The 23,905-nt window shown below is 70.7% G+C and carries 19 protein-coding genes and 1 pseudogene; 4 read left to right on the forward strand and 16 right to left on the reverse strand.

Annotated features, from left to right (window positions below; translation table 11 throughout):
* The first annotated feature begins 659 nt into the window (after positions 1–659).
* Positions 660–1,883, forward strand: coding sequence for a fumarylacetoacetase (gene fahA / locus H7H31_RS13545; protein WP_187064167.1), 1,224 nt, complete (start codon positions 660–662; stop codon positions 1,881–1,883).
* A 290-nt stretch (positions 1,884–2,173) separates the two neighbouring features.
* Positions 2,174–2,695 carry a hypothetical protein gene (locus H7H31_RS13550; protein WP_232109822.1) on the forward strand — a complete coding sequence of 174 codons (522 nt, stop codon included), beginning with the start codon at positions 2,174–2,176 and terminating at the stop codon, positions 2,693–2,695.
* A 189-nt stretch (positions 2,696–2,884) separates the two neighbouring features.
* Here the strand turns inward: H7H31_RS13550 and H7H31_RS13555 are convergent.
* From H7H31_RS13555 to H7H31_RS13625, 15 genes and pseudogenes are all read right to left on the reverse strand, one after another.
* Positions 2,885–4,044: pseudogene (locus H7H31_RS13555) on the reverse strand (IS30 family transposase).
* 338 nt (positions 4,045–4,382) lie between these two features.
* Positions 4,383–5,999: an NADH-quinone oxidoreductase subunit NuoN gene (gene nuoN / locus H7H31_RS13560; RefSeq protein WP_187064187.1), complete on the reverse strand. Its 1,617-nt coding sequence runs from the start codon at positions 5,997–5,999 to the stop codon at positions 4,383–4,385.
* 41 nt (positions 6,000–6,040) lie between these two features.
* Positions 6,041–7,675 (reverse strand): NADH-quinone oxidoreductase subunit M, encoded by a 1,635-nt coding sequence (locus H7H31_RS13565; RefSeq protein ID WP_187064169.1) that lies wholly within the window; start codon positions 7,673–7,675, stop codon positions 6,041–6,043.
* A 1-nt stretch (position 7,676) separates the two neighbouring features.
* The gene (gene nuoL / locus H7H31_RS13570; RefSeq protein WP_187064170.1) at positions 7,677–9,623 is read right to left on the reverse strand and encodes an NADH-quinone oxidoreductase subunit L; all 1,947 of its coding nucleotides are present in this window, start codon (positions 9,621–9,623) and stop codon (positions 7,677–7,679) included.
* 12 nt (positions 9,624–9,635) lie between these two features.
* Positions 9,636–9,935, reverse strand: coding sequence for an NADH-quinone oxidoreductase subunit NuoK (gene nuoK / locus H7H31_RS13575; protein ID WP_187064171.1), 300 nt, complete (start codon positions 9,933–9,935; stop codon positions 9,636–9,638).
* Positions 9,932–10,834, reverse strand: coding sequence for an NADH-quinone oxidoreductase subunit J (locus H7H31_RS13580; RefSeq protein WP_187064172.1), 903 nt, complete (start codon positions 10,832–10,834; stop codon positions 9,932–9,934). Before H7H31_RS13580 ends, nuoK begins: the two co-directional genes overlap by 4 nt.
* Positions 10,831–11,445, reverse strand: a complete 615-nt coding sequence (gene nuoI / locus H7H31_RS13585) for an NADH-quinone oxidoreductase subunit NuoI (protein ID WP_254391105.1) — start codon at positions 11,443–11,445, stop codon at positions 10,831–10,833. The genes H7H31_RS13580 and nuoI overlap by 4 nt, the downstream gene beginning before the upstream one ends.
* Positions 11,446–11,698: 253 nt before the next feature.
* Entirely contained in the window at positions 11,699–13,090 is a 1,392-nt protein-coding gene (gene nuoH, locus H7H31_RS13590; protein WP_187064174.1) for an NADH-quinone oxidoreductase subunit NuoH, read from the reverse strand.
* On the reverse strand, positions 13,087–15,633 hold the full coding sequence (locus tag H7H31_RS13595) for an NADH-quinone oxidoreductase subunit G (protein WP_187064175.1): 2,547 nt from the start codon (positions 15,631–15,633) through the stop codon (positions 13,087–13,089). Before H7H31_RS13595 ends, nuoH begins: the two co-directional genes overlap by 4 nt.
* Complete coding sequence (gene nuoF / locus H7H31_RS13600) at positions 15,630–17,021, reverse strand: NADH-quinone oxidoreductase subunit NuoF (protein ID WP_187064176.1); 1,392 nt, start codon at positions 17,019–17,021, stop codon at positions 15,630–15,632. The genes H7H31_RS13595 and nuoF overlap by 4 nt, the downstream gene beginning before the upstream one ends.
* Complete coding sequence (gene nuoE / locus H7H31_RS13605) at positions 17,021–17,857, reverse strand: NADH-quinone oxidoreductase subunit NuoE (protein WP_187064188.1); 837 nt, start codon at positions 17,855–17,857, stop codon at positions 17,021–17,023. Before nuoE ends, nuoF begins: the two co-directional genes overlap by 1 nt.
* A gap of 26 nt (positions 17,858–17,883) precedes the next feature.
* Positions 17,884–19,254, reverse strand: coding sequence for an NADH-quinone oxidoreductase subunit D (locus H7H31_RS13610; protein ID WP_187064177.1), 1,371 nt, complete (start codon positions 19,252–19,254; stop codon positions 17,884–17,886).
* The gene (locus H7H31_RS13615) at positions 19,254–20,021 is read right to left on the reverse strand and encodes an NADH-quinone oxidoreductase subunit C (RefSeq protein ID WP_187064178.1); all 768 of its coding nucleotides are present in this window, start codon (positions 20,019–20,021) and stop codon (positions 19,254–19,256) included. Before H7H31_RS13615 ends, H7H31_RS13610 begins: the two co-directional genes overlap by 1 nt.
* A complete protein-coding gene (locus H7H31_RS13620) occupies positions 20,018–20,572 on the reverse strand; it encodes a NuoB/complex I 20 kDa subunit family protein (RefSeq protein ID WP_176163434.1) in 555 nt (184 codons plus the stop codon). Before H7H31_RS13620 ends, H7H31_RS13615 begins: the two co-directional genes overlap by 4 nt.
* A 25-nt stretch (positions 20,573–20,597) precedes the next feature.
* Positions 20,598–20,957 (reverse strand): NADH-quinone oxidoreductase subunit A, encoded by a 360-nt coding sequence (locus H7H31_RS13625; protein ID WP_184575553.1) that lies wholly within the window; start codon positions 20,955–20,957, stop codon positions 20,598–20,600.
* A 710-nt stretch (positions 20,958–21,667) separates the two neighbouring features.
* Between H7H31_RS13625 and H7H31_RS13630 the strand changes: the two genes are divergently transcribed.
* Together H7H31_RS13630 and H7H31_RS13635 are read left to right on the forward strand one after the other, a co-directional pair.
* Positions 21,668–22,564, forward strand: coding sequence for a C40 family peptidase (locus tag H7H31_RS13630; protein ID WP_187064179.1), 897 nt, complete (start codon positions 21,668–21,670; stop codon positions 22,562–22,564).
* A gap of 660 nt (positions 22,565–23,224) precedes the next feature.
* Positions 23,225–23,437 carry a hypothetical protein gene (locus H7H31_RS13635; protein WP_176163431.1) on the forward strand — a complete coding sequence of 71 codons (213 nt, stop codon included), beginning with the start codon at positions 23,225–23,227 and terminating at the stop codon, positions 23,435–23,437.
* 97 nt (positions 23,438–23,534) lie between these two features.
* Here the strand turns inward: H7H31_RS13635 and H7H31_RS13640 are convergent, their stop codons facing one another.
* Positions 23,535–23,807 (reverse strand): hypothetical protein, encoded by a 273-nt coding sequence (locus H7H31_RS13640; protein WP_187064180.1) that lies wholly within the window; start codon positions 23,805–23,807, stop codon positions 23,535–23,537.
* Between the last annotated feature and the right edge of the window lie 98 nt (positions 23,808–23,905).

The raw sequence follows: 23,905 nt of genomic DNA on the forward strand, positions 1-23,905 counted from the left end.
CGCCCACGCCAAGGCCAGGTTGCCGACAGGTGACGCCCGGCCTACGGCCCCCACCAACGCGGGCGGCCCCGCCCCCTGGCGGGCCCCGCGAGCGGCCTCCGCGCCGGCCCTCCGCAGCCCCGCCCGCCCCTCGGCCGGAACCTGGCCGGGACCCGGCCGGACCCGACCCGCCGCGCCCCGTACGTCCCGCACGCCCCATAGGCCCTGCACACTCCGCTCACCCCGTACACCCCCGGCACCACGCGCCCCCGCGAACGGCGGCCCGAGTACCCCGCCCCTCCCCCCACATCACCGGACCGAGGTACACCGCGGCCCCGCTCCCACGCGGCGCGGGCACCCGGCGAGAGACGGACACTCGGCGCCGCCGGTCCCCGCCCCAACCGCCCCGGGCACCGAGCACAACACACCCAGCACCCAGCACCCAGCACCCAGCACCCAGCACCCAGCACCCAGCAGGCCGGAAACCACGACCCGGGCTCCGCATTCCGGGATCGACGCTCCGGAAATCGGGAGTTCAGCACCGCTATGAGGCACGCGGCGTCCGATATTCGGACACGCTGAGTTATCCACAACCGCCTTGTGGCCCCCCTCAACCCGCCCTTCCAGACGTAGTCTGTGGCCTGCCAGCTTGCAGACGAGGAGAAGGCGAGGCAGCACCCATGCCCCAGCACAGCCCGCTCGACCTGGCCGAGGGTGACCCCTTCGGTCCGCACAACCTGCCGTACGGCGTCTTCACCACCTCGGACGAGCCGCAGCGGCGGCGGGTCGGCGTGCGGTACGGCGCGTACGTGCTGGACGTGCCCGCGCTGGCCGAGGCCACCGGTTCCGCCCACGCCGCCGTGCTCTCCGCCGGCACCCTCAACCCGCTGCTGGCCGCGGGCCGCGCCATATGGTCCGCCGTGCGCGCGGAGTTGGTCGACGCGCTCACCGACCCCGCGCGGCGCGCGACCGTCGAGCCGCTGCTGGTCCCGCTGGCCGACGTCGCGCTCCACCTGCCCTTCGACGTGGCCGACTACGTCGACTTCTACGCCAGCGAGCACCACGCCAGCAACGTCGGCCAGATCTTCCGCCCGAACGGCGACGCGCTCACCCCCAACTGGAAGCACCTGCCGATCGGTTACCACGGCCGCGCGGGCACCGTCGTCGTCAGCGGCACCCCGGTGGCCCGGCCCGCCGGCCAGCGCAAGGCGCCCGCCGACGCCGCGCCGACCTTCGGGCCCTCGCAGCGCCTGGACATCGAGGCCGAGTTGGGCTTCGTCGTCGGCGCCCCGTCCACGTTGGGCGAACCGGTGCCGCTGGACGCCTTCGCCGACCACGTCTTCGGCGTCACGCTGCTCAACGACTGGTCGGCGCGCGACATCCAGGCGTGGGAGTACGTGCCGCTCGGCCCGTTCCTCGGCAAGTCCTTCGCCACCTCCGTCTCCGCCTGGGTCACGCCGCTGGACGCGCTCGCGCACGCGCGTACGGCGCCGCCGCGGCGGGACGTTCCGCTGTTGCCCTACCTGGACGACTCGGCCGCCGCCGAACCGGGCGGCTTCGACATCCGGCTTGAGGTCGCCCTCAACGGGCACGTCATCTCGCGACCGCCGTTCTCCGCCATGTACTGGACGGCGGCGCAGCAACTCGCGCACATGACGGTCAACGGCGCCAGCCTGCGCACCGGCGACCTGTTCGCCTCCGGCACCATCAGCGGCCCCCGCCCCGAGGAGCGGGGCTGCCTGCTCGAACTGACCTGGTCCGGCCGCGACCCGGTGGAACTGCCCACCGGCAAGCGCACCTTCCTGGAGGACGGCGACGAGGTGACGATCACGGCCTGGGCCCCGGGGCCGGACGGCGTCCGCGTGGGCCTCGGCGAGGTCACCGGCAAGATCACCGGCCGGTAGTCGTACGGGCCCTGGACGGCGCGGCGTCGGGGTCGCCCGCGTGAGCCTCGTACGGGCCCACGCGGGGCCCGTGGCGCGGGGGTCGCGGGCGCCTCGCGGCGGGCGGGTCCGGGGGTGCCGGGGCGCCGTGCCGCGGGGGCGTCCGCGGCTCCGGAGCCGCGGACGCCGGCACTCCGTCGGTGGCGAGTCCGGCGTCCGCGGGGGCCGTACGGGCTGCTACGTTGTCAGGCTCCTGACCAAAACAGCGGCCGATCCGGGGGACGGGCCGGCCGGAACGGATGGAGAAGCGCGTGCGCAAGGCAGCCATGATCGCTGGTGCGTCGGCCCTCGCCGCCCTGCTCGTCACGGGGTGTGGCAGTGACAGCGACGGCGGCAAGGACGGCGACAAGGCGAAGCAGACGCCCTCGGGCGCCGAGCAGCAGCCGAGCGACGCCCCCGCCGAGGGCGACGGGAACAGCGCGAAGGTCGAGGGCACGTACCTGTCCAAGGACACCGGCAACGGCCAGCGCATCGTCCTCGGGGTCAAGGACAAGACCGCCTTCCTGGCCGGCCCGCACACCTGCACCGGCGCGTACCAGCAGAAGACGCTGATGCTCAAGTGCCCCGACGGCAACACCGACCGCACGATGGGCAAGGTCACCACGAACGCCGACGGCAGCCTGACCGTGGACTGGGACGCCCTGTCCCAGGACGACGTCCTCTTCCCGGCCAAGGCCGGCGATGCCATCCCGACCCCGTCCGGGCTCCCCGACATCCCGGACCTCGGCGGTGACCTGGACGACCTCAAGAACACCGGCGGTCTCGGCGGCTGACGCCCCGCCCGGTCTGGATCCGGTCCCGCGACCACCGCCACCGACCACCGCCACCGGCAGCCCCACCAGTCGGCGGCCGGTCGCCCCGCGCGGACTGCGACGGCGGCCGGTCACCCGCGCGGACCGCGCACACGCCGCGGGCCCGGCATCGCGCTTGGGTTCAAGGGGTCGTCGCAACACCGCTTGGTTTCAGGTGGTGAGTAGATCATGTAGACGCTCGGCTGGGGTATCCCAGCCGAGCGTCTTGCGTGGGCGGCCGTTGAGTTCCTGGGCGACGTGTTCGAGGTCTTCGGGAGTGTGGACGCTCAGGTCGGTGCCCTTGGGGAAGTACTGCCGCAGTAGCCCGTTGGTGTTCTCGTTCGAGCCGCGTTGCCAGGGTGAGGCGGGGTCGCAGAAGTAGACGGGCATGCCGGTGGCCATGCTGAACTGCTTGTGGCGTGCCATCTCGCTGCCTTGGTCCCAGGTGAGGGAACCACGCAGGTGGGCGGGCAGAGTCTGGATCGTGGTGAGGAGGCCGTCGCGGACGGTCTCGGCGTCGTGGGCTCCGCCGGGCAGGTGGACCAGCATGGTGTAGCGGGTGCTGCGCTCGACCAGGGTGGCGATCGCGGAACGGCCACCCGCGCCGATGATCAGGTCGCCTTCCCAGTGACCGGGCACGGCCCGGTCCTCGACGTCGGCCGGGCGGTCAGTGATCATCACCATCGGGTCGACGAACCTCGGGGTGCGTCGCTGGGGATCTCGGCGTGGCTTGCGGCGGGTACGGCCGGAGCGGATGGCTGCCTGCACTTGCCGTTTCAGGCCGCCGCGGGCCTGGAAGTACAACTCGTCTTTGGGATGCTCCCTGCGTAGAGCGTGGCAGATCTGCTCCGGTGACCACCGCCTGCGCAGCCGTCCTGGACGAAGCGCCGCAGCCGGCCTTCGTGCAGCAGTTTGCGCTCCTTGGGCCGGGGCCTGCGTGCGACGGCTGCCCGGTGGGCGGCGTAGGGCTGGTAATCCTCGCGGCCGGAGTTCGCCTCGATCTCCCGCTTGACCGTGCTCGCCGGCCGCCCCAGAACACGCCCGATCGCTCTCAGAGACCGACCCGCCGTCAGGAGGTCGTGGATCGTCTCGCGCTCGGCAAGCGTCAGGAAGCGCGGGTGGAGCTGCTTGTCCAGGGCCGCCAGGCCCACCGGTGCCGTGGTCACACCACCCATCGTGAGGGTCCCCGCCGCGTAGTCGACGCGGCGGCCGTCGGCGTAGGTGCGTGTGGTGCCGCTCTTCTTGACGCCTTGGTCCCAGTCCCGGGCCGTGCGCTCGTTCACCCCAGCGCGCCTCGCCGCCACGGACTGCGCGACGCCCTTGGCCCGCAGCTGCTCGTACTCGTCCCGCCCAGGGTGCCGCCGGGACACGCGCACCGAACTCCGGCCGGTCTGCCGGGCCCAGCCGAAGGCGGTGTTGCGGTTCACTCCCAGCTCACGCGCCACCACACTCACGTTCCCCACGACATCCAGCCGCACAAGGAAACGCTTCCTCAATCCTGCAAGATCAGCCCGCTCAACGGCCACGGTCCTCGCAACTCCCACAGATCACGGGTGTTGCGAGGACCGTTAGAACCCAAGCCCTCCATGGCGAAGGGGGCCGGGCCCGAGGCGTACGCCCGCCGTCTCGGTGCCCGGTGGCGGGGCCGGGGCGCGGGCGGACGGGAGGGTCAGCGGACGAAGACGCCCGCGTCGCCCGCCAGTTCCAGGAAGTACTGCGGCGCGATGCCGAGCACCAGCGTCACCGCGACGCCGATCGCGATCGCCGACGAGGTCAGCACGCTCGGCACGGCGACCGTCGGGCCGTCCGCGCGGGGCTCGCTGAAGAACATCAGCACGATGACGCGGATGTAGAAGAACGCCGCGATGGCCGATGACACCACGCCGACCACCACCAGGGCGCCCGCGCCACCCTCCGCCGCCGCCTTGAAGACCGCGAACTTGCCCGCGAACCCCGAGGTGAGCGGGATGCCGGCGAAGGCCAGCAGGAAGACCGCGAAGACCGCGCCCACCAGCGGGGAACGGCGCCCGAGGCCGGCCCACTTGGACAGGTGGGTGGCCTCGCCGCCCGCGTCCCGCACCAGCGTGACCACCGCGAACGCGCCCAGCGTCACGAAGCTGTACGCCCCCAGGTAGAAGAGGACCGAGGAGACGCCCTCCTCGTTGGTGGCGATGACACCGGCGAGGATGAAGCCCGCGTGGGCGATCGAGGAGTACGCGAGCAGCCGCTTCACGTCGGTCTGGGTGACCGCGACGATCGCGCCGGCCAGCATGGTGACGATCGCGACGCCCCACATCACCGGGCGCCAGTCCCACCGCAGCCCCGGCAGCACCACGTACAACAGGCGCAGCAGCGCGCCGAACGCCGCGACCTTGGTGGCCGCCGCCATGAAGCCGGTGACCGGGGTCGGCGCGCCCTGGTAGACGTCGGGGGTCCACATGTGGAACGGCACCGCGCCGATCTTGAACAGCAGGCCCATCAGCACCATGGCGCCGCCGATCAGCAGCAGCGCGTCGTTGCCCATCGTCTGCGCGAGGGCCGGGGTGATGTCGGCGACCTCGCCGTCCACCACGTCGGCGATCCGGCCGTAGGTGACCGAGCCGGCGTAGCCGTACAGCAGCGCGATGCCGAACAGCAGGAACGCCGAGGAGAACGCGCCGAGGAGGAAGTACTTGACCGCCGCCTCCTGCGACACGAGCCGCTGCCGGCGGGCGAGCGCGCACAGCACGTACAGCGGCAGCGAGAAGACCTCGAGCGCGATGAACAGCGTCAGCAGGTCGTTCGCCGCCGGGAAGACCAGCATGCCGCCGACCGCGAACAGCAGCAGCGGGAAGACCTCGGTGGTGGTGAAGCCGGCCTTGGTGGCCTCCTTCTCCGCGTCCCCGCCGGGCACGGCGGCGGCCTGGGCGGCGAAGGAGTCCACCCGGTTGCCGTGCGCCACCGGATCGAGGCGGCGTTCGGCGAAGGTGAAGACCGCGACCAGCGAGACCAGCAGGATGGTGCCCTGGAGGAAGAGCGCGGGGCCGTCCACCGCGATGGCGCCCTCCGCCGCGATCCGGGCCTTGCTCGTGCCGTAGTCGCCGACGGCCAGGCCGATCACGGCCGCGAAGGCGGCGGCGATGCCGAGCACGCTGGTGAACAACTGGGCCCCGTACCGCGCCTTGCGGGGCAGCAGCGCCTCGATGAGCACGCCCACGATGGCGGCGCCGATGACGATCAGCGTGGGCGCGAGCTGGCCGTACTCGATGTCGGGCGCCTTGAACTTGTCCGGCGACTCGGCCGCCATGGTCCACAGGCTGTGGACCGTTACGGGATCTGCCACGGCGCTCACTTCGCGGCCTCCACATCTTGTACGGGCACGTCAGGCTTGGGGTCCTGCTTGTCGACCACGGACAGCGTGCGGTCGACGGCCGGGTCGATCATCTCGGTGACCGGCTTGGGGTAGACGCCGAGGAAGACCAAGAGCGCGATCAGCGGGACCACCACGGTCAGCTCGCGCGCCCTGAGGTCGGGCATGTTCTCCACGCCCGCCTTCACCGGCCCGGTCATCGTGCGCTGATAGAGCACCAGCACGTACAGCGCGGCGAGCACGATGCCGACGGTGGCGATGATCCCGATGGCCGGGTACCGGCTGAACGTGCCGACCAGCACCAGGAACTCGCTGATGAACGGCGCCAGGCCGGGCAGCGACAGCGTCGCGAGCCCGCCGATCAGGAACGTGCCCGCGAGCACCGGGGCCACCTTCTGCACGCCGCCGTAGTCGGCGATGAGCCGCGAGCCGCGCCGGCTGATCAGGAACCCGGCGACGAGCATCAGGGCGGCGGTGGAGATGCCGTGGTTGACCATGTACAGCGTCGCGCCGCTCTGGCCCTGGCTGGTCATCGCGAAGATGCCCAGGATGATGAAGCCGAAGTGGGAGATCGACGCGTACGCCACCAGGCGCTTGATGTCGCGCTGGCCGACCGCGAGCAACGCCCCGTAGAGGATGCTGATCACGGCGAGCACCAGGATCACCGGCGTGGCCCACTTGCTGGCCTCCGGGAAGAGGTGCAGGCAGTAGCGGAGCATGGCGAAGGTGCCGACCTTGTCGACCACGGCGGTGATCAGCACGGCGACCGGCGCGGTCGACTCACCCATCGCGTTCGGCAGCCAGGTGTGCAGCGGCCACAGCGGCGCCTTCACCGCGAACGCGAAGAAGAAGCCGAGGAACAGCAGCCGTTCGGTGTTGGTCGAGATGGACAGCTCGCCGCTGGCCCGGGCCTCCGCGATCTGTTGCAGCGAGAAGGTGCCGCTGCCCAGGTCGTCGGCGGTCACCGCGTACAACCCGATGACGGCGGCCAGCATGATCAGCCCGCCGGCCAGGTTGTACAGCAGGAACTTGACCGCCGCGTAGCTGCGCTGGGTCGCGGTCTCCTGCTCGTTCTTGTGGCCCGCCCGGTCGCCGAAGCCGCCGATGAGGAAGTACATCGGGATCAGCATGGCTTCGAAGAAGACGTAGAAGAGGAAGACGTCGGTGGCCGCGAAGGAGAGGATCACCATCGCCTCGACCATCAGGATCAGCGCGAAGAAGCCCTGGGTGGGGCGCCACCGGCCGTGCGTGACGGACTGCGTCGCGGCGTCGGGCGCGCCGGCCGGCGGGTCGGCGTCGTGCCAGCCGGCGAGCACCACGAACGGGACGAGCAGCGCGGTCAGCCCGACCAGCACCACTCCGATGCCGTCCACGCCCAGCTCGTACCGGACGCCGAAGTCCGCGATCCAGGCGTGCGACTCGGTGAGTTGGTACGGATCCTCGCTGTCGGGGTCGAAGCGGACCAGCGCCACGGCGGCCAGCACCAGCGTGGCCAGCGAGAACAGCAGGGCCACCCACTTGGCGAGCGTGCGCTGTGCGGCCGGGACGGCCGCGACGGCGACGGCGCCGACGGCGGGCGCCACGGCCGTGGCCGTCAACAGGGGAAATGACATGTCAGACCGCCCTCATCAGCAGGGTCGCGGCGATCAGGACCGCCGTACCGCCGAACATCGAGACCGCGTAACTGCGCGCGTAGCCGTTCTGCAGTCGCCGCAGTCGCCCGGAGAGTCCGCCGACCGAGGCCGCGGTGCCGTTGACGACGCCGTCCACCAGCTTGTGGTCGACGTAGACCAGGCTGCGGGTCAGGTGCTCCCCGCCGCGGACCAGGACGACGTGGTTGAAGTCGTCCTGGAGCAGGTCGCGGCGGGCCGCCCGGGTGAGCAGCGAGCCGCGCGGGGCGACGACCGGGACCGGCTTGCGCCCGTACTGCGCCCAGGCCAGCGCGACGCCGACGACCAGCACCGCGACGGTGGACAGCGTGACGGTGGTCGCGCTCAGCGGCGAGTCGCCGTGGTCGTGCCCGGTGACCGGCTCCAGCCAGTGCACGAACCGGTCGCCGACGCTGAACAGGCCGCCCGCGAACACCGACCCGAAGGCCAGCACGATCATGGGGATGGTCATCGACTTCGGCGACTCGTGCGGGTGCGGCTCGGCGTGCTCGCCGCGGGTCTCGGCGGCGGGCTCGGCGCTGGGCGCCTCGGGCGAGCGGGTCGCCGTCTTGCGCCAGCGCTCCTCGCCGAAGAAGGTCAGCAGCATCACGCGGGTCATGTAGTACGCGGTGATGGCCGCGCCGAGCAGCGCCGTACCGCCGAGAATCCAGCCCTCGGTGCCGCCCTTGGCGAACGCCGCCTCGATGATCTTGTCCTTGGAGAAGAAGCCGGACAGACCGGGGAAGCCGATGATCGCCAGATAGCCGAGGCCGAAGGTGATGAACGTGATCGGCATGTACTTGCGCAGGCCGCCGTACTTGCGCATGTCCACCTCGTCGTTCATCCCGTGCATCACGGAACCCGCGCCGAGGAAGAGGCCGGCCTTGAAGAAGCCGTGCGTGACCAGGTGCATGATCGCGAAGACGTAGCCGATCGGGCCGAGCCCGGCGGCCAGGATCATGTACCCGATCTGCGACATGGTCGAGCCGGCCAGCGCCTTCTTGATGTCGTCCTTGGCACAACCGACGATCGCACCGAAGATCAGCGTGACCGCGCCGACCGCGACCACGGCGGTCTGCGCGTCGGGCGCCGCGTTGAAGATCGCGCCGGAGCGGGTGATGAGGTAGACGCCGGCGGTGACCATCGTCGCGGCGTGGATCAGGGCCGAGACCGGGGTCGGACCCTCCATCGCGTCACCCAGCCAGGACTGGAGCGGCACCTGCGCCGACTTGCCGCACGCGGCGAGTAGCAGCATCAGCCCGATCGCGGTGAGCTTGCCCTCGCCGGTCTCCCCGGTCGCCTCCAGGACGGGCCCGAAGGTGAAGGTGCCGAAGGTGGTGAACATCAGCATGATCGCGATGGACAGGCCGACGTCGCCGACCCGGTTGACCAGGAACGCCTTCTTGGCCGCCGTCGCCGCGCTCGGCTTGTGCTGCCAGAAGCCGATCAGCAGGTACGAGGCGAGGCCGACACCCTCCCAACCCACGTACAACAGCAGGTAGTTGTCGGCGATGACCAGCAGCAGCATCGCCGCGAGGAAGAGGTTGAGGTAGCCGAAGAAGCGCCGGCGCCGGTCGTCGTGCTCCATGTAGCCGACCGAGTAGATGTGGATCAGCGTGCCCACGCCCGTGATCAGCAGCACGAAGGTCATCGACAACTGGTCGAGCTGGAACGCGACGTCCGCCTGGAAGCCACTGACCGGGATCCAGCTGAACAGGTGCTGGTGCATGGCCCGGTGGTGCTCGTCCTCGCCCAGCATGTCGACGAAGAGCAGCACGCCGATCACGAACGAGGCCGCCGCGAGCAGCGTGCCGAGCCAGTGCCCGAGGCGGTCGAGCCGCTTGCCGCCGCACAGCAGCACGGCCGCGCCCAGCAGCGGCGCCGCGACAAGCCATCCGATGAGGTTTTCCACTGTCGCTACCCCTTACAGCTTCATCAGGCTGGCGTCGTCGACCGAGGCCGAGTGGCGGGAGCGGAAGATCATCACGATGATCGCGAGGCCGATCACGACCTCGGCCGCGGCGACGACCATCGTGAAGAAGGCCATGATCTGTCCGTCGAGGTTGCCGTGCATCCGGGAGAAGCTGACGAACGCCAGGTTGCAGGCGTTCAGCATCAGTTCGATGCACATGAACACGACGATCGCGTTCCGCCGGAGCAGCACCCCCGCCGCGCCGATGGTGAACAACAGGGCCGCCAGGTAGAGGTAGTTGATCGGGTTCACTTGACCTCCTCCTCGGCCCGGGCCTCGCCCGCGCCCCCGGGGTGGGTTCCGTTACGGGCGGACGGGGTGCGCTGGGCGGTCGGCCCGCCCTCGGCGTCGCCGCCGCGCTCCAGCCACTCCTCGGAGCGCTGTTCGAGGGCGGCGAGTTCGGCCAGCGATGTCCCGGAGACGTCCCGGATCTGGCCTCGGCCGCGCAGCGTCGCGCTGACGGTCTTCTCGGAGATCGAGCCGTCGGGCAGCAGCCCCGGGATGTCCACCGCGTTGTGCCGGGCGTAGACGCCGGGCGCGGGCAGCGGCGTGATCTGCTTGCCCTCGCGGATGCGGAGCAGCGCCCGCTCCCGCTGGGTCTTGGCGCGCTCGGTGCGCTCCCGGTGGGTGAGGACCATCGCGCCGACGGCGGCGGTGATCAGCAGCGCGCCGGTGATCTCGAAGGCGAAGACGTACTTGGTGAAGATCAGCTCCGCCAGTCCTTCGACGTTGCCGCCGGCGTTCGCCTTGGCCAGGCCCTCCGAGTTCTTCAGCGACGCGTTGCCGATGCCGGCGATCAGGAGGATGCCGAAGCCGAGGCCGCAGCCGGCGGCCAGCCAGCGCTGCCCCTTGATCGTCTCGGTGAGGGAGTCGGCCGCGGTGACGCCGACCAGCATCACGACGAACAGGAAGAGCATCATGATCGCGCCGGTGTAGACGACGATCTGCACGACGCCCAGGAAGTACGCGCCGTTGGCGAGGTAGAACACCGCCAGGATGATCATGGTGCCGGCGAGCGAGAGGGCGGAGTGCACCGCCTTCTTCATCAGGATGGTGGCCAGCGCGCCGATCACGGCGACGGTGCCAAGCACCCAGAACTGCACGGCCTCGCCGGTCGAGGTGGTGGAGGCCGCGGCGGCCAGTGTGCTCACGCCGTGACCCCCTTGCCCTGCGCGCTGGTCCCGCTGCGTGCCGCCGCGGCGGCCTCGGGCGCGCTGACCGGGCCGTCCTCGGCGGCGTCGGCCGGCTCCGCGCCCGGCGGCTGCTCGCCCTTGCTGACCGCGACCTGCCGGACGGTGCCGGGGGCGGCCTCGGTGACCAGGCCGCGGTAGTAGTCCTGCTCGTCCGTGCCGGGGAAGATCGAGTGCGGCGACTCGACCATGCCCTCCTGCAACCCGGCGAGCAGCTCCTCCTTGGTGTAGATGAGCGACTCGCGGGAGCTGTCGGCCAGTTCGTACTCGTTCGTCATGGTCAGCGCCCGGGTCGGGCACGCCTCGACGCACAGGCCGCACAGGATGCAGCGCAGGTAGTTGATCTGGTAGACGCGGCCGTACCGCTCGCCCGGGGAGTAGCGCTCCTCCTCGGTGTTGTCCGCGCCCTCCACGTAGATCGCGTCGGCCGGGCAGGCCCAGGCGCACAGCTCGCAGCCGATGCACTTCTCCAGCCCGTCCGGATGCCGGTTGAGCTGGTGGCGACCGTGGAACCGGGGCGCTGTGGGCTTCTTCTGCTCCGGGTACTGCTCGGTCAGCCGCTTCTTGAACATGGCCTTGAAGGTCACGCCGAACCCGGCGACCGGATTCTGGAAGTCAGACACGGTCGGCCTCCTTCACTGCCGGGGGTACGGGGGTCGCCCCCCGGAAGGCACGAGCCTGAAAGTCAGACACGGTCGGCCTCCTTCGCTGCCGGGGGTACGGGGGTCGCCCCCCGGGAGACACCAGCCTGGAAGTCAGACACGGTCGGCCTCCTTCGCTGCCGGGGGTACGGGGGTCGCCCCCCGGAAGGCACGAGCCTGGACGTCAGACACCGCCCGTCTCCTTTCCGTCACTGACAGTGTCGCCCCCGCCACTGACAATGAGCTCGCGCTCCTGGCGCGGTCGTCGTCGTGGCACGGGCGGCGGGGTCTGCCCCGGCAGGGGTGGCACGGGGAAGCCGCCCGCCATCGGGTCGAAGGCCGGTTCGGGCGCCGCTTCGGCCTCGGACTCGGCCCGCCTGTCCGCGCGGTCGCGGTACATGTCCCAGACGAACGAGAGGAGCAGCAGCGCCAGGACGGCGCCACCGACGTAGAGCACGATGTCCTGGAACTCGTAGTCCTCGTTGCGCAGCGCCCGCACCGTGGCGACCAGCATCAGCCAGACCATGGAGACCGGGATGAGCACCTTCCAGCCCAGCTTCATGAACTGGTCGTAGCGCACCCGCGGCAGCGTGGCGCGCAGCCAGACGAAGGCGAACAGCAGGGTCAGCAGCTTGCCGACGAACCAGAGCATCGGCCACCAGCCGTGGTTCGCGCCCTCCCAGAAGGTGCTGATCGGGTACGGGGCCCGCCAGCCGCCGAGGAAGAGGGTGACCGCGACGGCCGAGACGGTGACCATGTTGATGTACTCGGCGAGCATGAACATCGCGAACTTGATCGACGAGTACTCGGTGTTGAAGCCGCCGACCAGGTCGCCCTCGGACTCCGGCATGTCGAACGGGGCGCGGTTGGTCTCGCCGACCATCGCGATCAGGTAGATGATGAAGGAGACCGGCAGCAGGATCGCGTACCAACGGTCGTGCTGACCCTCGACGATGGCCGAGGTGGACATCGAGCCGGAGTGCAGGAAGACCGCGGCGAACGCCAGGCCCATCGCGATCTCGTAGCTGATCATCTGCGCGCACGAGCGCAGGCCCCCGAGCAGCGGGTACGTCGAGCCGGAGGACCAACCCGCCAGCACGATGCCGTAGATGCCGACCGACGCCGTGGCCAGGATGTAGAGGACGGCGATCGGCAGGTCGGTGAGCTGCATCGTGGTGCGCTCGCCGAAGATGGAGATCTCGTTGCCCGCCGGGCCGAACGGGATGACGGCGACGGCCATGAACGCGGGGATCGCGGCGATGATCGGCGCGAGCAGGTACACCGCCTTGTCCGCCCGCTTGACGATCACGTCTTCCTTGAGCATCAGCTTCACGCCGTCCGCGAGGGACTGCAGCATGCCCCAGGGGCCGTGCCGGTTGGGGCCGATGCGGAGCTGCATCCAGGCGACGACCTTGCGCTCCATGACGATGGAGATCAGCACCGTCACCATCAGGAACGCGACGCAGAAGACGGCCTTGATGACCACCAGCCACCACGGGTCGTGTCCGAACGCGGACAGGTCCTCCGCCGCGAGATAGCTCAGGTCGCTCTGTGCGCCAGCGACGACGCCGGTCATCCCGTCACCTCCGTACCCAGCTCCGGGGCGACCTGGGCGGGCGCGCCGATCGTGACCAACTCGCCGGTGCGGGCGCCCAGGTCACGCTGGGCGCCGCCGCCGGTCGAGTTCAGCGGCAGCCACACCACCCGGTCGGGCATCTCCGTGACCGCCAGCGGCAGCGTCACCGTGCCGGCCGGGCCGCGCACCTGGAGCAACTGGCCGTCCCGTACGCCGGCCTCGGCGGCCGTCGTGGCCGACAGGCGGGCGAGCGGGGCGTGTCGGGTGCCGGTCAGCGCCTCGTCGCCTTCCTGGAGCCGGCCCTGGTCGAGCAGCAGCCGGTGGCCGGCGAGCACCGCCTGGCCCGCCGCCGGGCGCGGCAGCGGGGCGCCGCCCTGTCCGGTCGGCGTCGGCAGCGTCGTGACCGGCGCCGCCTCCCAGCCGCCGAGCCGGTCCAGTTCGCGCCGCGCGGCGCGCACGTCGGGCAGCGCGATCGGGGCGTCCATGTGGTCGGCCAGCATGTGCAGCACCCGACCGTCGGGCTGTACGTGGCGGCGGGCCATCTGGTCGGGCTTGACCGCGGCCTCGAACGAGCGGGCCCGGCCCTCCCAGTTGAGGAAGGTGCCCGACTTCTCGACCACGGCCGAGACCGGCAGCACCACGTCCGCGCGGTCGGTGACCTCGGACGGCCGCTGCTCCAGGCTGACCAGGAACGGCACCGCGTCCAGCGCCTCGACGGCGCGGGCCGGGTCGGGCAGGTCGGCCACCTCGACGCCGCCGACGAGCAGCGCGCCGAGTTCGCCGCCCGCGGCGGCCTCGATGATCTGCCCGGTGTCGCGTCCGTGCCGGGGCGGCAGTTCGCGCACCCGCCACAGCTCGGCGACCTCCTCGCGGGCGCTCGGGCTGGTGGCCGGGCGCCCGCCGGGCAGCAGCCCGGGCAGCGCGCCCGCCTCGATCGCGCCGCGCTCGCCGGCCCGGCGCGGAATCCACGTCAGGCTGGCGCCGGTGGCCGAGGCCAGCCGGACGGCGGCGGTCAGCGCGCCGGGCACGGCCGCCAGCCGCTCCCCGACGACGATCGCCGACCCCTCGGCGCGCAGCGCGTCGGCCGCGCGCTGGCCCAGTTCGTCCAGGCCGACGCCGCCGGCCAGCGCGTCCAGCCATTCCGTCTCGGTGCCGGGCGCCGCGGGCAGCAGCGTGCCGCCCGCCTTGGTCAGGCCGCGGGTCGCGTACGGGGCGATGCCGAAGGTGCGCTGGCCGTGCTTGCGGTGGGCCTTGCGCAGTCGCAGGAAGACGCCGGGCGCCTCCTCCTCCGCCTCGAACCCGACGAGCAGCACGGCCGGGGCCGCCTCTAGCGTCGCGTTGGTCAGCCCCCGTCCGTCCAGGTCGCGGCCGCGACCGGCGACGTACCCGGTGAGGAAGTCGGCCTCCTCGGTGCTGTGCGCCCGGGCGCGGAAGTCGATGTCGTTGGTGTCCAGGGCGACCCGCGCGAACTTGGCGTAGGCGTACGCGTCCTCGACGGTCAGCCGCCCGCCGGTCAGCACCCCGGTCCGGCCGCGCGCGCCCTCCAGGCCGCGGGCCGCGGCGGCCAGCGCCTCGGGCCAGCTCGCCGGCTCCAGCTCGCCGCTGTCGGCGTTGCGTACCAGCGGCGTGGTCAGCCGCTCGGGACGCTGCGCGTACCGGAAGGCGAACCGGCCCTTGTCGCAGATCCACTCCTCGTTGACCTCGGGGTCGTTGGCGGCGAGCCGCCGCATGACCTTGCCGCGCCGGTGGTCGGTGCGGGTGGCGCAGCCGCCGGCGCAGTGCTCGCACACGCTCGGCGAGGAGACCAGGTCGAAGGGGCGGGAGCGGAACCGGTAGGCCGCCGAGGTCAGCGCGCCCACCGGGCAGATCTGGATGGTGTTGCCGGAGAAGTACGACTGGAACGGGTCGTCCTCACCGGTGCCGACCTGCTGGAGCGCGCCGCGCTCCAGGAGTTCGATCATCGGGTCGCCGGCGATCTGGTTGGAGAAGCGGGTGCAGCGGGCACAGAGCACGCAGCGCTCGCGGTCGAGCAGCACCTGCGTGGAGATCGGCACCGGCTTGGCGAAGGTGCGCTTCTGGCCCTCGAACCGGCTCTCCGGGTCGCCGGTGGACATGGCCTGGTTCTGCAGCGGGCACTCGCCGCCCTTGTCGCAGACCGGGCAGTCCAACGGGTGGTTGATCAGCAGCAGCTCCATCACACCGCGCTGCGCCTTCTCCGCGACCGGCGAGCTGAGCTGCGACTTGACGACCATGCCGTCGGTGCAGGTGATGGTGCACGAGGCCATCGGCTTGCGCTGGCCCTCCACCTCCACGATGCACTGCCGGCAGGCGCCGGCCGGGTCCAGGAGCGGGTGGTCGCAGAAGCGGGGGATCTCGATGCCGAGCAGTTCGGCGGCCCGGATGACCAGGGTGCCCTTGGGCACGCTGATCTCGATGCCGTCGATGGTGAGGGAGACCAGGTCTTCCGGTGGCACCGCCGCAGCGCCGCCGGAGGAGGGGCCCGCGGCGGAACCACTGCTGGCTCCGGTGGTCGTGACGGTCACGCGTTCACCTCCAGGTGGGCGTCTGTGGGGTCGTCGGCCCAGGCCGTGGACCTGGCCGGGTCGAAGGGGCAGCCTCGGCCGCCCAGGTGCCGCTCGTACTCCTCGCGGAAGTACGTGAGCGAGGAGAAGATGGGGCTGGCCGCGCCGTCGCCGAGCGCGCAGAAGGACTTGCCGTTGATGTTGTCGGCGATGTCCTGGAGCTTGTCGAGGTCCTCGGCGCGGCCCTTGCCGGCCTCGATGTCGCGCAGCAACTGCACGAGCCAGTACGTGCCCTCGCGGCAGGGGGTGCACTTGCCGCAGGACTCGTGGGCGTAGAACTCGGTCCAGCGGGTGACGGCGCGCACCACGCAGGTGGTCTCGTCGAAGCACTGGAGCGCCTTGGTGCCGAGCATCGAGCCGGCGGCGCCGACGCCCTCGTAGTCCAGGGGTACGTCGAGGTGTTCGTCGGTGAGCAGCGGCGTGGACGAGCCGCCCGGGGTCCAGAACTTGAGCCGGTGGCCGGGGCGGATGCCGCCGCTCATGTCGAGGAGTTGGCGCAGCGTGATGCCGAGCGGCGCCTCGTACTGGCCGGGGCGGGCGACGTGGCCGGAGAGCGAGTACAGCGTGAAGCCGGGTGACTTCTCGCTGCCCATCGACCTGAACCACTCCTTGCCCTTGTTCAGGATGGCGGGAACAGAGGCGATGGACTCGACGTTGTTCACCACGGTGGGGCACGCGTACAGACCCGCGACGGCCGGGAAGGGCGGGCGCAGTCGGGGTTGGCCGCGGCGCCCTTCGAGGGAGTCGAGCAGCGCGGTCTCCTCGCCACAGATGTACGCGCCGGCGCCGGCGTGCACGGTGATGTCGAGGTCGAGTCCGCTGCCGAGGATGTCGCGGCCGAGATAGCCGGCCTCGTACGCCTCGCGCACGGCCTCGTGCAGCCGCCGCAGCACGGGGACGACCTCGCCGCGCAGGTAGATGAAGGCGTGCTGGGAGCGGATGGCATGACAGGCGATGATCATGCCTTCGATGAGCGAGTGCGGGTTGGCGAAGAGGAGGGGGATGTCCTTGCAGGTGCCGGGCTCGGACTCGTCGGCGTTGACGACGAGGTAGTGCGGCTTGCCGTCGCCCTGCGGGATGAACTGCCACTTCATGCCGGTCGGGAAGCCGGCGCCGCCGCGACCGCGCAGCCCCGACTCCTTGACGTAGGCGATCACGTCGTCGGGCGGCATGGCCAGCGCCTTGCGCAGCCCCTCGTACCCCTCGTGGCGCCGGTAGGTCTCCAGCGTCCAGGACTCGGGCTGGTCCCAGAACGCGGAGAGGACCGGCGCGAGCAGCTTCTCCGGGCTGGTGCCGCCCCCGGCGTGTTGCTGGGCGGTGCCCCCGGTCTCCTCGGTGGACACGGTCATCACTCCCCCTCCTCGGCTGCGGGGCCGGCAGGATGGCTGGGGTCGGAGGCCGCGGTGGACTGCGGCGCGTCGTGCGAGCTGGGGTGGGTCTCGGGCGGCTGCTGGCCCGGGCCCGGCGCGGGCGGGGCGTCGCTCGGCTCGCTCTCGCCGCGCGGCGAGACGATCCGCCCCGGGGCCGCCTCGCCCTTGGCGAGCTTGAGGCCGACCAGCGAGGCCGGGCCCGCGCCGCCGCTGGCGGCGACCGCGCCGGGCCGCTCGTCGGGGAAGCCGGCCAGGATGCGCGCGGTCTCCTTGTACGTGCACAGCGGCGCGCCCCGGGTGGGCCGCACGGCCCGGCCGGCGCGCAGGTCGTCCACCAGCGCCTTGGCGCTCTCGATGGTCTGCCCGTCGAAGAACTCCCAGTTGACCATGACGACGGGGGCGAAGTCGCAGGCCGCGTTGCACTCGATGTGTTCGAGGGTGACCTTGCCGTCGTCGGTGGTCTCGTTGTTGCCGACGCCCAGGTGCTGCTGGAGCGCCTCGAAGATCGCGTCGCCGCCCATCACCGCGCACAGCGTGTTGGTGCACACGCCCACCTGGTAGTCGCCGCTCGGCTTGCGGCGGTACATGGTGTAGAAGGTGGCGACCGCGGTCACCTCGGCGGTGGTCAGCTCCAGCACCTCGGCGCAGAACCGGACGCCGGTACGGGAGACGTGGCCCTCCTCGGACTGCACCAGGTGCAGCAGCGGCAGCAGCGCGGAGCGGCTGTCGGGGTAGCGGGCGATCACCTCCCGGGCGTCGGCCTCCAGCCGGGCCCGTACCTCGGCCGGGTAGTCGGGGGCCGGGAGCTGGGGCATGCCAAGGGCTACGTCGTGCGTGGCGCTCACCGGTCGACGCCTCCCATCACGGGGTCGAGGGACGCCACGGCGACGATGACGTCGGCGACCTGGCCGCCCTCGCACATCGCCGCCATGGCCTGGAGGTTGGTGAAGGAGGGGTCCCTGAAGTGGACCCGGTAGGGGCGGGTGCCGCCGTCGCTGACGGCGTGCACGCCCAGCTCGCCCTTGGGCGACTCGACGGCCGCGTACGCCTGCCCCGGCGGGACCCGGAAGCCCTCGGTGACCAGCTTGAAGTGGTGGATCAGGGCCTCCATCGAGGTGCCCATGATCTTCTTGATGTGGTCGAGCGAGTTGCCGAGCCCGTCCGGGCCGAGGGCGAGCTGCGCGGGCCAGGCGATCTTCTTGTCGCCGACCATGACCGGGCCCGGTTCGAGGCGGTCCAGGCACTGTTCGACGATGCGCAGCGACTGGTGCATCTCCTCGACCCGGATCAGGAAGCGGCCGTAGGCGTCGCAGGTGTCCACGGTCGGGACGTCGAACTCGTAGTTCTCGTACCCGCAGTACGGCTGCGTCTTGCGCAGGTCGTGCGGCAGTCCGGCCGAGCGCAGTACCGGCCCGGTGACGCCGAGGGCCATGCAGCCGGCCAGGTCCAGGTAGCCGATGCCCACCGTGCGGCCCTTGAAGACGGGGTTGCCGGTGGCGAGCTTGTCGTACTCCGGGAGGTTCTTGCGCAGCTTCTTGAGCAGCTCGCGCAGTTGCTCCACGGCGCCCGGCGGCAGGTCCTGGGCGAGGCCGCCGGGGCGGATGAACGCGTGGTTCATGCGCAACCCGGTGATCAGCTCGTACGCGTCCAGGATCATCTCGCGGTCCCGGAAGCCGTAGACCATCACCGTGGTGGCGCCCAACTCCATGCCGCCGGTGGCGATGCACACCAGGTGCGAGGAGAGCCGGTTCAGCTCCATCAGCAGGACCCGGATCACCGAGGCCCGGTCGGGGATGTGGTCCTCGATGCCGAGCAGCTTCTCCACCGCGAGGCAGTACGCCGCCTCGTTGTAGAAGGAGGTCAGGTAGTCCATGCGGGTCACGAACGTGGTGCCCTGCGTCCACGTGCGGTACTCGAGGTTCTTCTCGATGCCGGTGTGCAGGTAGCCGATGCCGCAGCGGGCCTCGGTGACCGTCTCGCCGTCGATCTCCAGGATCAGCCGCAGCACGCCGTGCGTGGAGGGGTGCTGCGGGCCCATGTTGACGATGATCCGCTCGTCGTCGCTGCGGGCCGCGGCGGCGGCGACCTCGTCCCAGTCGCCACCGGTGACCGTGTAGACGGTGCCCTCGGTGGTCTCCCTGGGCTGCGACGGCGGCGGCTCGGCAGCCCCCGGGGCCGGCCCTGACGTGGGGTGCGCGTGCGAGGTGCTCATTAGCTGTACGACCTCCGCTGGTCGGGAGCCGGGATCTGGGCGCCCTTGTACTCGACGGGGATGCCACCGAGCGGGTAGTCCTTGCGCTGCGGAAAGCCCTGCCAGTCGTCGGGCATCATGATCCGCGTGAGGGCGGGGTGGCCGTCGAAGATGAGGCCGAAGAAGTCGTAGACCTCGCGCTCGTGCCAGTCGTTGGTCGGGTAGACGTCCACGATCGAGGGCACGTGCGGATCGGCGTCGGGGGCGCTCACCTCAAGGCGGATCAGCCGGTTGTGGGTGATCGAGCGCAGGTGGTAGACGGCGTGCAGCTCGCGGCCCTTGTCGCCGGGGAAGTGCACGCCGCTCACGCCCGTACACAGCTCGAAGCGGAGCGCCGGGTCGTCGCGCAGGGTGCGGGCGACGCGCGGCAGGTGCTCGCGGGCGATGTGGAAGGTGAGTTCCCGGCGGTCCACGACGGTCTTCTCGATCGCGTTCTCCGGCAGCAGCCCCTGCTCGTCGAGCGCGCCCTCCAACTCGTCGGCGATCTCGTCGAAGACGCCGTACCCGGCGGCGCCGTCCGGCCCGCCGTACGGGCGGCTGGAGGCACCGGGCAGCCGCACCGTGCGCACCAGGCCGCCGTAGCCCGTGGTGTCGCCGCCGTTGTTGGCGCCGAACATGCCGCGCCGGGTGCCGATGACCTCGCCGGCGTCACCGCGCTGACCCGGCAGGTTGTTGGCGTTCACGTCCTGGTCGGGGTTGGCGCCGACCGGCTCCTTGTGGTCGCTCATCGCAGCAGCCCCTTCATCTCGATCAGGGGCAGCGCGCCGAGCGCCGCTTCCTCCGCCTCGCGCGCGGCCTGCTCGCGGTTGACGCCGAGCTTGCCGCCCTGGATCTTCTGGTGGAGCTTGAGGATGGCGTCGAGCAGCATCTCGGGCCGGGGCGGGCAGCCGGGCAGGTAGATGTCGACCGGCACGATGTGGTCGACGCCCTGCACGATGGCGTAGTTGTTGAACATCCCGCCGGACGAGGCGCACACGCCCATGGAGATGACCCACTTGGGGTTCGGCATCTGGTCGTAGACCTGCCGGAGCACGGGCGCCATCTTCTGGCTGACCCGGCCGGCGACGATCATGAGGTCGGCCTGCCGGGGCGAGCCGCGGAAGACCTCCATGCCGAAGCGGGCGAGGTCGTAGCGGCCGGCGCCGGTGGTCATCATCTCGATGGCGCAGCAGGCGAGGCCGAAGGTGGCCGGGAAGACCGACGACTTACGGACCCAGCCCGCGGCGCTCTCGACGGTCGTGAGCAGGAACCCGCTCGGCAGCTTCTCTTCGATACCCATGGCGTTGTGGCTCCTCCCGCTTCCGTTAGTCCCATTCCAGGCCGCCGCGACGCCAGACGTAGGCGTACGCGACGAAGACGGTGAGCACGAAGAGGAGCATCTCCACGAGCCCGAACAGGCCGAGCGCGTCGAAGGTGACGGCCCAGGGATAAAGGAAGACGATCTCGATGTCGAAGACGATGAAGAGCATCGCCGTCAGGTAGTACTTGATCGGGAAACGCCCGCCACCGGCCGGCTGCGGGGTCGGCTCGATACCGCACTCGTAGGCTTCGAGCTTCGCCCGGTTGTAGCGCTTGGGGCCGATGAACGTGGCCGCCACCACGGAGAAGATCGCAAAGCCTGCCCCGAGGGCTCCTAGTACGAGGATGGGCGCATAGGCGTTCACCGCTCCTCGCTCCTCTCAGTCGACGATGACTGCTGGGCTCCCCCGGTGGGGGAGGGCTGCTGAGCCCGCGCACTGCCTCAAAGATCGCGAACATGTGAGGCAGTTCACAAGCCCGATTCGCCTGCATCCTATGCCTGTCGCCTTGTGATCTGCGACACGGGATACCGGACCGAGTTTGTGATCTCCACCACCTGACGAACGATCATGAAGTCGGATGAGCGGTGATCTCTCCACGGGAAGCGGCCGAGTGATCACCAAAGGTGACATTCAAGGGTGTTACCGCTGGTCAAACGAGTCTCGCTCTATCAAGAGATGGCCCATGCACGCAAATTGGCCATGGACGGCACGGCTTGATATAGGAGTCGAGGCGCCGGCGAGGTCTCGCACGACCCGCGACACCGCGACGGTGATCGTCGGCTCGCGCCTCCGTTCACGAGGCCCCCGGCCGTGACGTGCGCCACATCACCACCCGTACGAGATCTCGATTTTGCGGCAACCCTTGGCACGGACCACCCGATGGTGATAGGCGCGTTCGACGTGCCGGTTGACCGCCAAAAGCCATGCGTAGGCCCATGATCGCGAAAATCGGACAGGGCCCGGCCGGTCCCCATCAAGATCAACTTGGCCGAAAACTGGGCGCGTACACGCCAATTGTGGCGAGCGCCACGTTTGTTGTGAGCAACCTGTGCATCCTGATAGCCAGTGTTCTCATGTCCCAGACCGCTCACATACCCAGCCACCGGAAGCCCCGCCGCTCCGCCTCGTCGCGAGCACTTCGCGCAGGGGTGACCGGTGGCATCCTCACGCTCACGGTGGCCGGAACCGCTGTGTCGGCCTCCGCTGCCGAGCCCACCGCGGAGACGACGCAGGAGCTGCCCACGCTCACCGCCGACCTGGCGCTGAACACGGTGCAGTCCGCCGACGCCACCCAGCAGGCGGCCTTCAGCTACCAGCTCCAGGACCAGCAGGAGCAGGCGGCCGGCAAGGCCAAGTCGGAGGCCAAGAAGGCCAAGACCGAGGCCGAGCGCAAGGCCAAGGAGGCGAAGGAGCACGCCGAGCGCGCCGCCGCCAAGCGCGCCGCCGCCGCGGAGAAGGCCCGCGAGCAGCGCGCCTCCCGCACCGCCGAGCGCACCACGCTCAGCACCACGAGCACCACCAGCACCAGCTCCACCAGTGGCAACAGCTCCGACGCCTCGTCGTCCGACGCTTCCTCCACCCCGCGGACCGAGGCCCCCTCCACCTCGACCGGCAGCGGCAACGCCGCCGCGGTGGTCAACTTCGTCAAGGCGCAGGTCGGCAAGGCGTACATCCCCGGCGCCATGGGCCCGTCCTCGTACGACTGCTCCGGCCTCACCAGCGTCGCCTTCCGCCAGGTCGGCGTGACCCTGCCGCGCGTCTCGCAGGACCAGTCCACCTTCGGCACCCAGGTCTCCCTGAGCAACCTGCAGCCCGGCGACATCCTGTACTGGGGCAGCGCGGGCAGCGCCTACCACGTCGCGGTCTACATCGGCGACGGCCAGTTCGTCGGCGCCCAGAACTCCAACACCGGCGTGGTCCAGCGCAGCATGAGCTACGACATGCCGACGGGCGCGGTGCGGGTGCTCTGAGCTTCGCCTTCGCGGCGGGCGTCTCTGATTTCGGTTGCGGCTTCGGTTGCGGCTTCGGGGGCCTGAGCTTCGAGGCGGCGCGCCTGAGGCTTCCGCTTCGGGGTGCGCGTCGTTGCCTCGCGCCGAGTTTGCCTCGTAGGCCGGCCTCGCGGCGGTTCGCGGGTTCGCCTCGTGGCGGGCGGTGTTCGTCCCTCGGCGTGTGGCGGGTGGTGCGCGTTCGCACGCCGTGTTGCCCGGTCGGGCAAGCCGTGGGTGGTCCCCGCGGGCGCTGTACGGCCCCTGCGTGGGCGCGTGAGCGCCGCGGGGGCGGTGGTGGCGGTGCGCGTTACGCGAGTGACGCGTGTGCTGCCTGAGCCGTACGGAGCCGCCTCGCAGGCCGCCTGTACGGCACAGAGCCGACGCGCGTCGTACGCGTACGTGTCATACGAAGGGCCGCCGCTTCCTCTTGGAGGGAGCGGCGGCCCTTCGGCGTTCTTCGCTGTAGGCGGGCGCGCGGGCGCGTGCCGTTGGCGCTCGCGGAGCGGTCGCGCTGCCCCCGCGTGGCCGAAGGGCGCTGTTGGGGGCGGGGGTTGGCCGGCGGGGCCTGCCGGCTGGCGACACCCCACGTTACGGTCGTGTACACGCATCTGTGCTGTGACGGGGGGTTACGTGGTCACCGTCATGCTGTTTCTGGGCTCGATCGTGGGCGCGGTGGTGGGGCTGGCCTGGAAGTTGGGGCGGCGGGGCGGGCTGCGGGGCGAGTCGGCGGACGAGTTACGCATCGAGCAACTGCGCCGACAACAGGCGAGCGGCGCGCGAGCCAGCTACAGCTCGATCAACGTGCGCAGCACGTTCGGCTTGACCGCCGAGGACAACCACAAGTACCACCGGTGAGGGGCTCTACGGGATACGCCCTGCCCTCTTGGCCAACAGCACCCCTGTCACCGCGGCTGTTTTCCCCTCAGCGCCGGTCAACAGTTTTGGCAACGATCTAAAAGTCGTACTCCTCGCCCATGGCAGCACAGACCTGACGACCGCCAGCCGCACGTGCCACAAATTCAATGCCGCCGTACTCGCACACTATTCGCGAAATATCGGTGCGCGGGGTCAGGCGCACCCGACACCATCCGAGCTCTATGCTGCCCGCCACAAGAAATGACCCATCGGCAGCGATGATTCCGGCTCCGTGCGCCCACACCGCCCACATCCTGTGGATCTCGGCGCGGACATTCACAGCCTTGCGGGAAATTCGCGCGTTGGGCACAACTTCAGTGTTCGCTACAGCCGAGATCGCTTCGAGAACCGTCGGCGATGTGTCCTCATCTGCGGGTCCCAGTACTTCGAGACCGACCGACGCAACTC

The organism is Streptomyces buecherae (assembly GCF_014295035.1).
GTDB lineage: Bacteria > Actinomycetota > Actinomycetes > Streptomycetales > Streptomycetaceae > Streptomyces > Streptomyces youssoufiensis.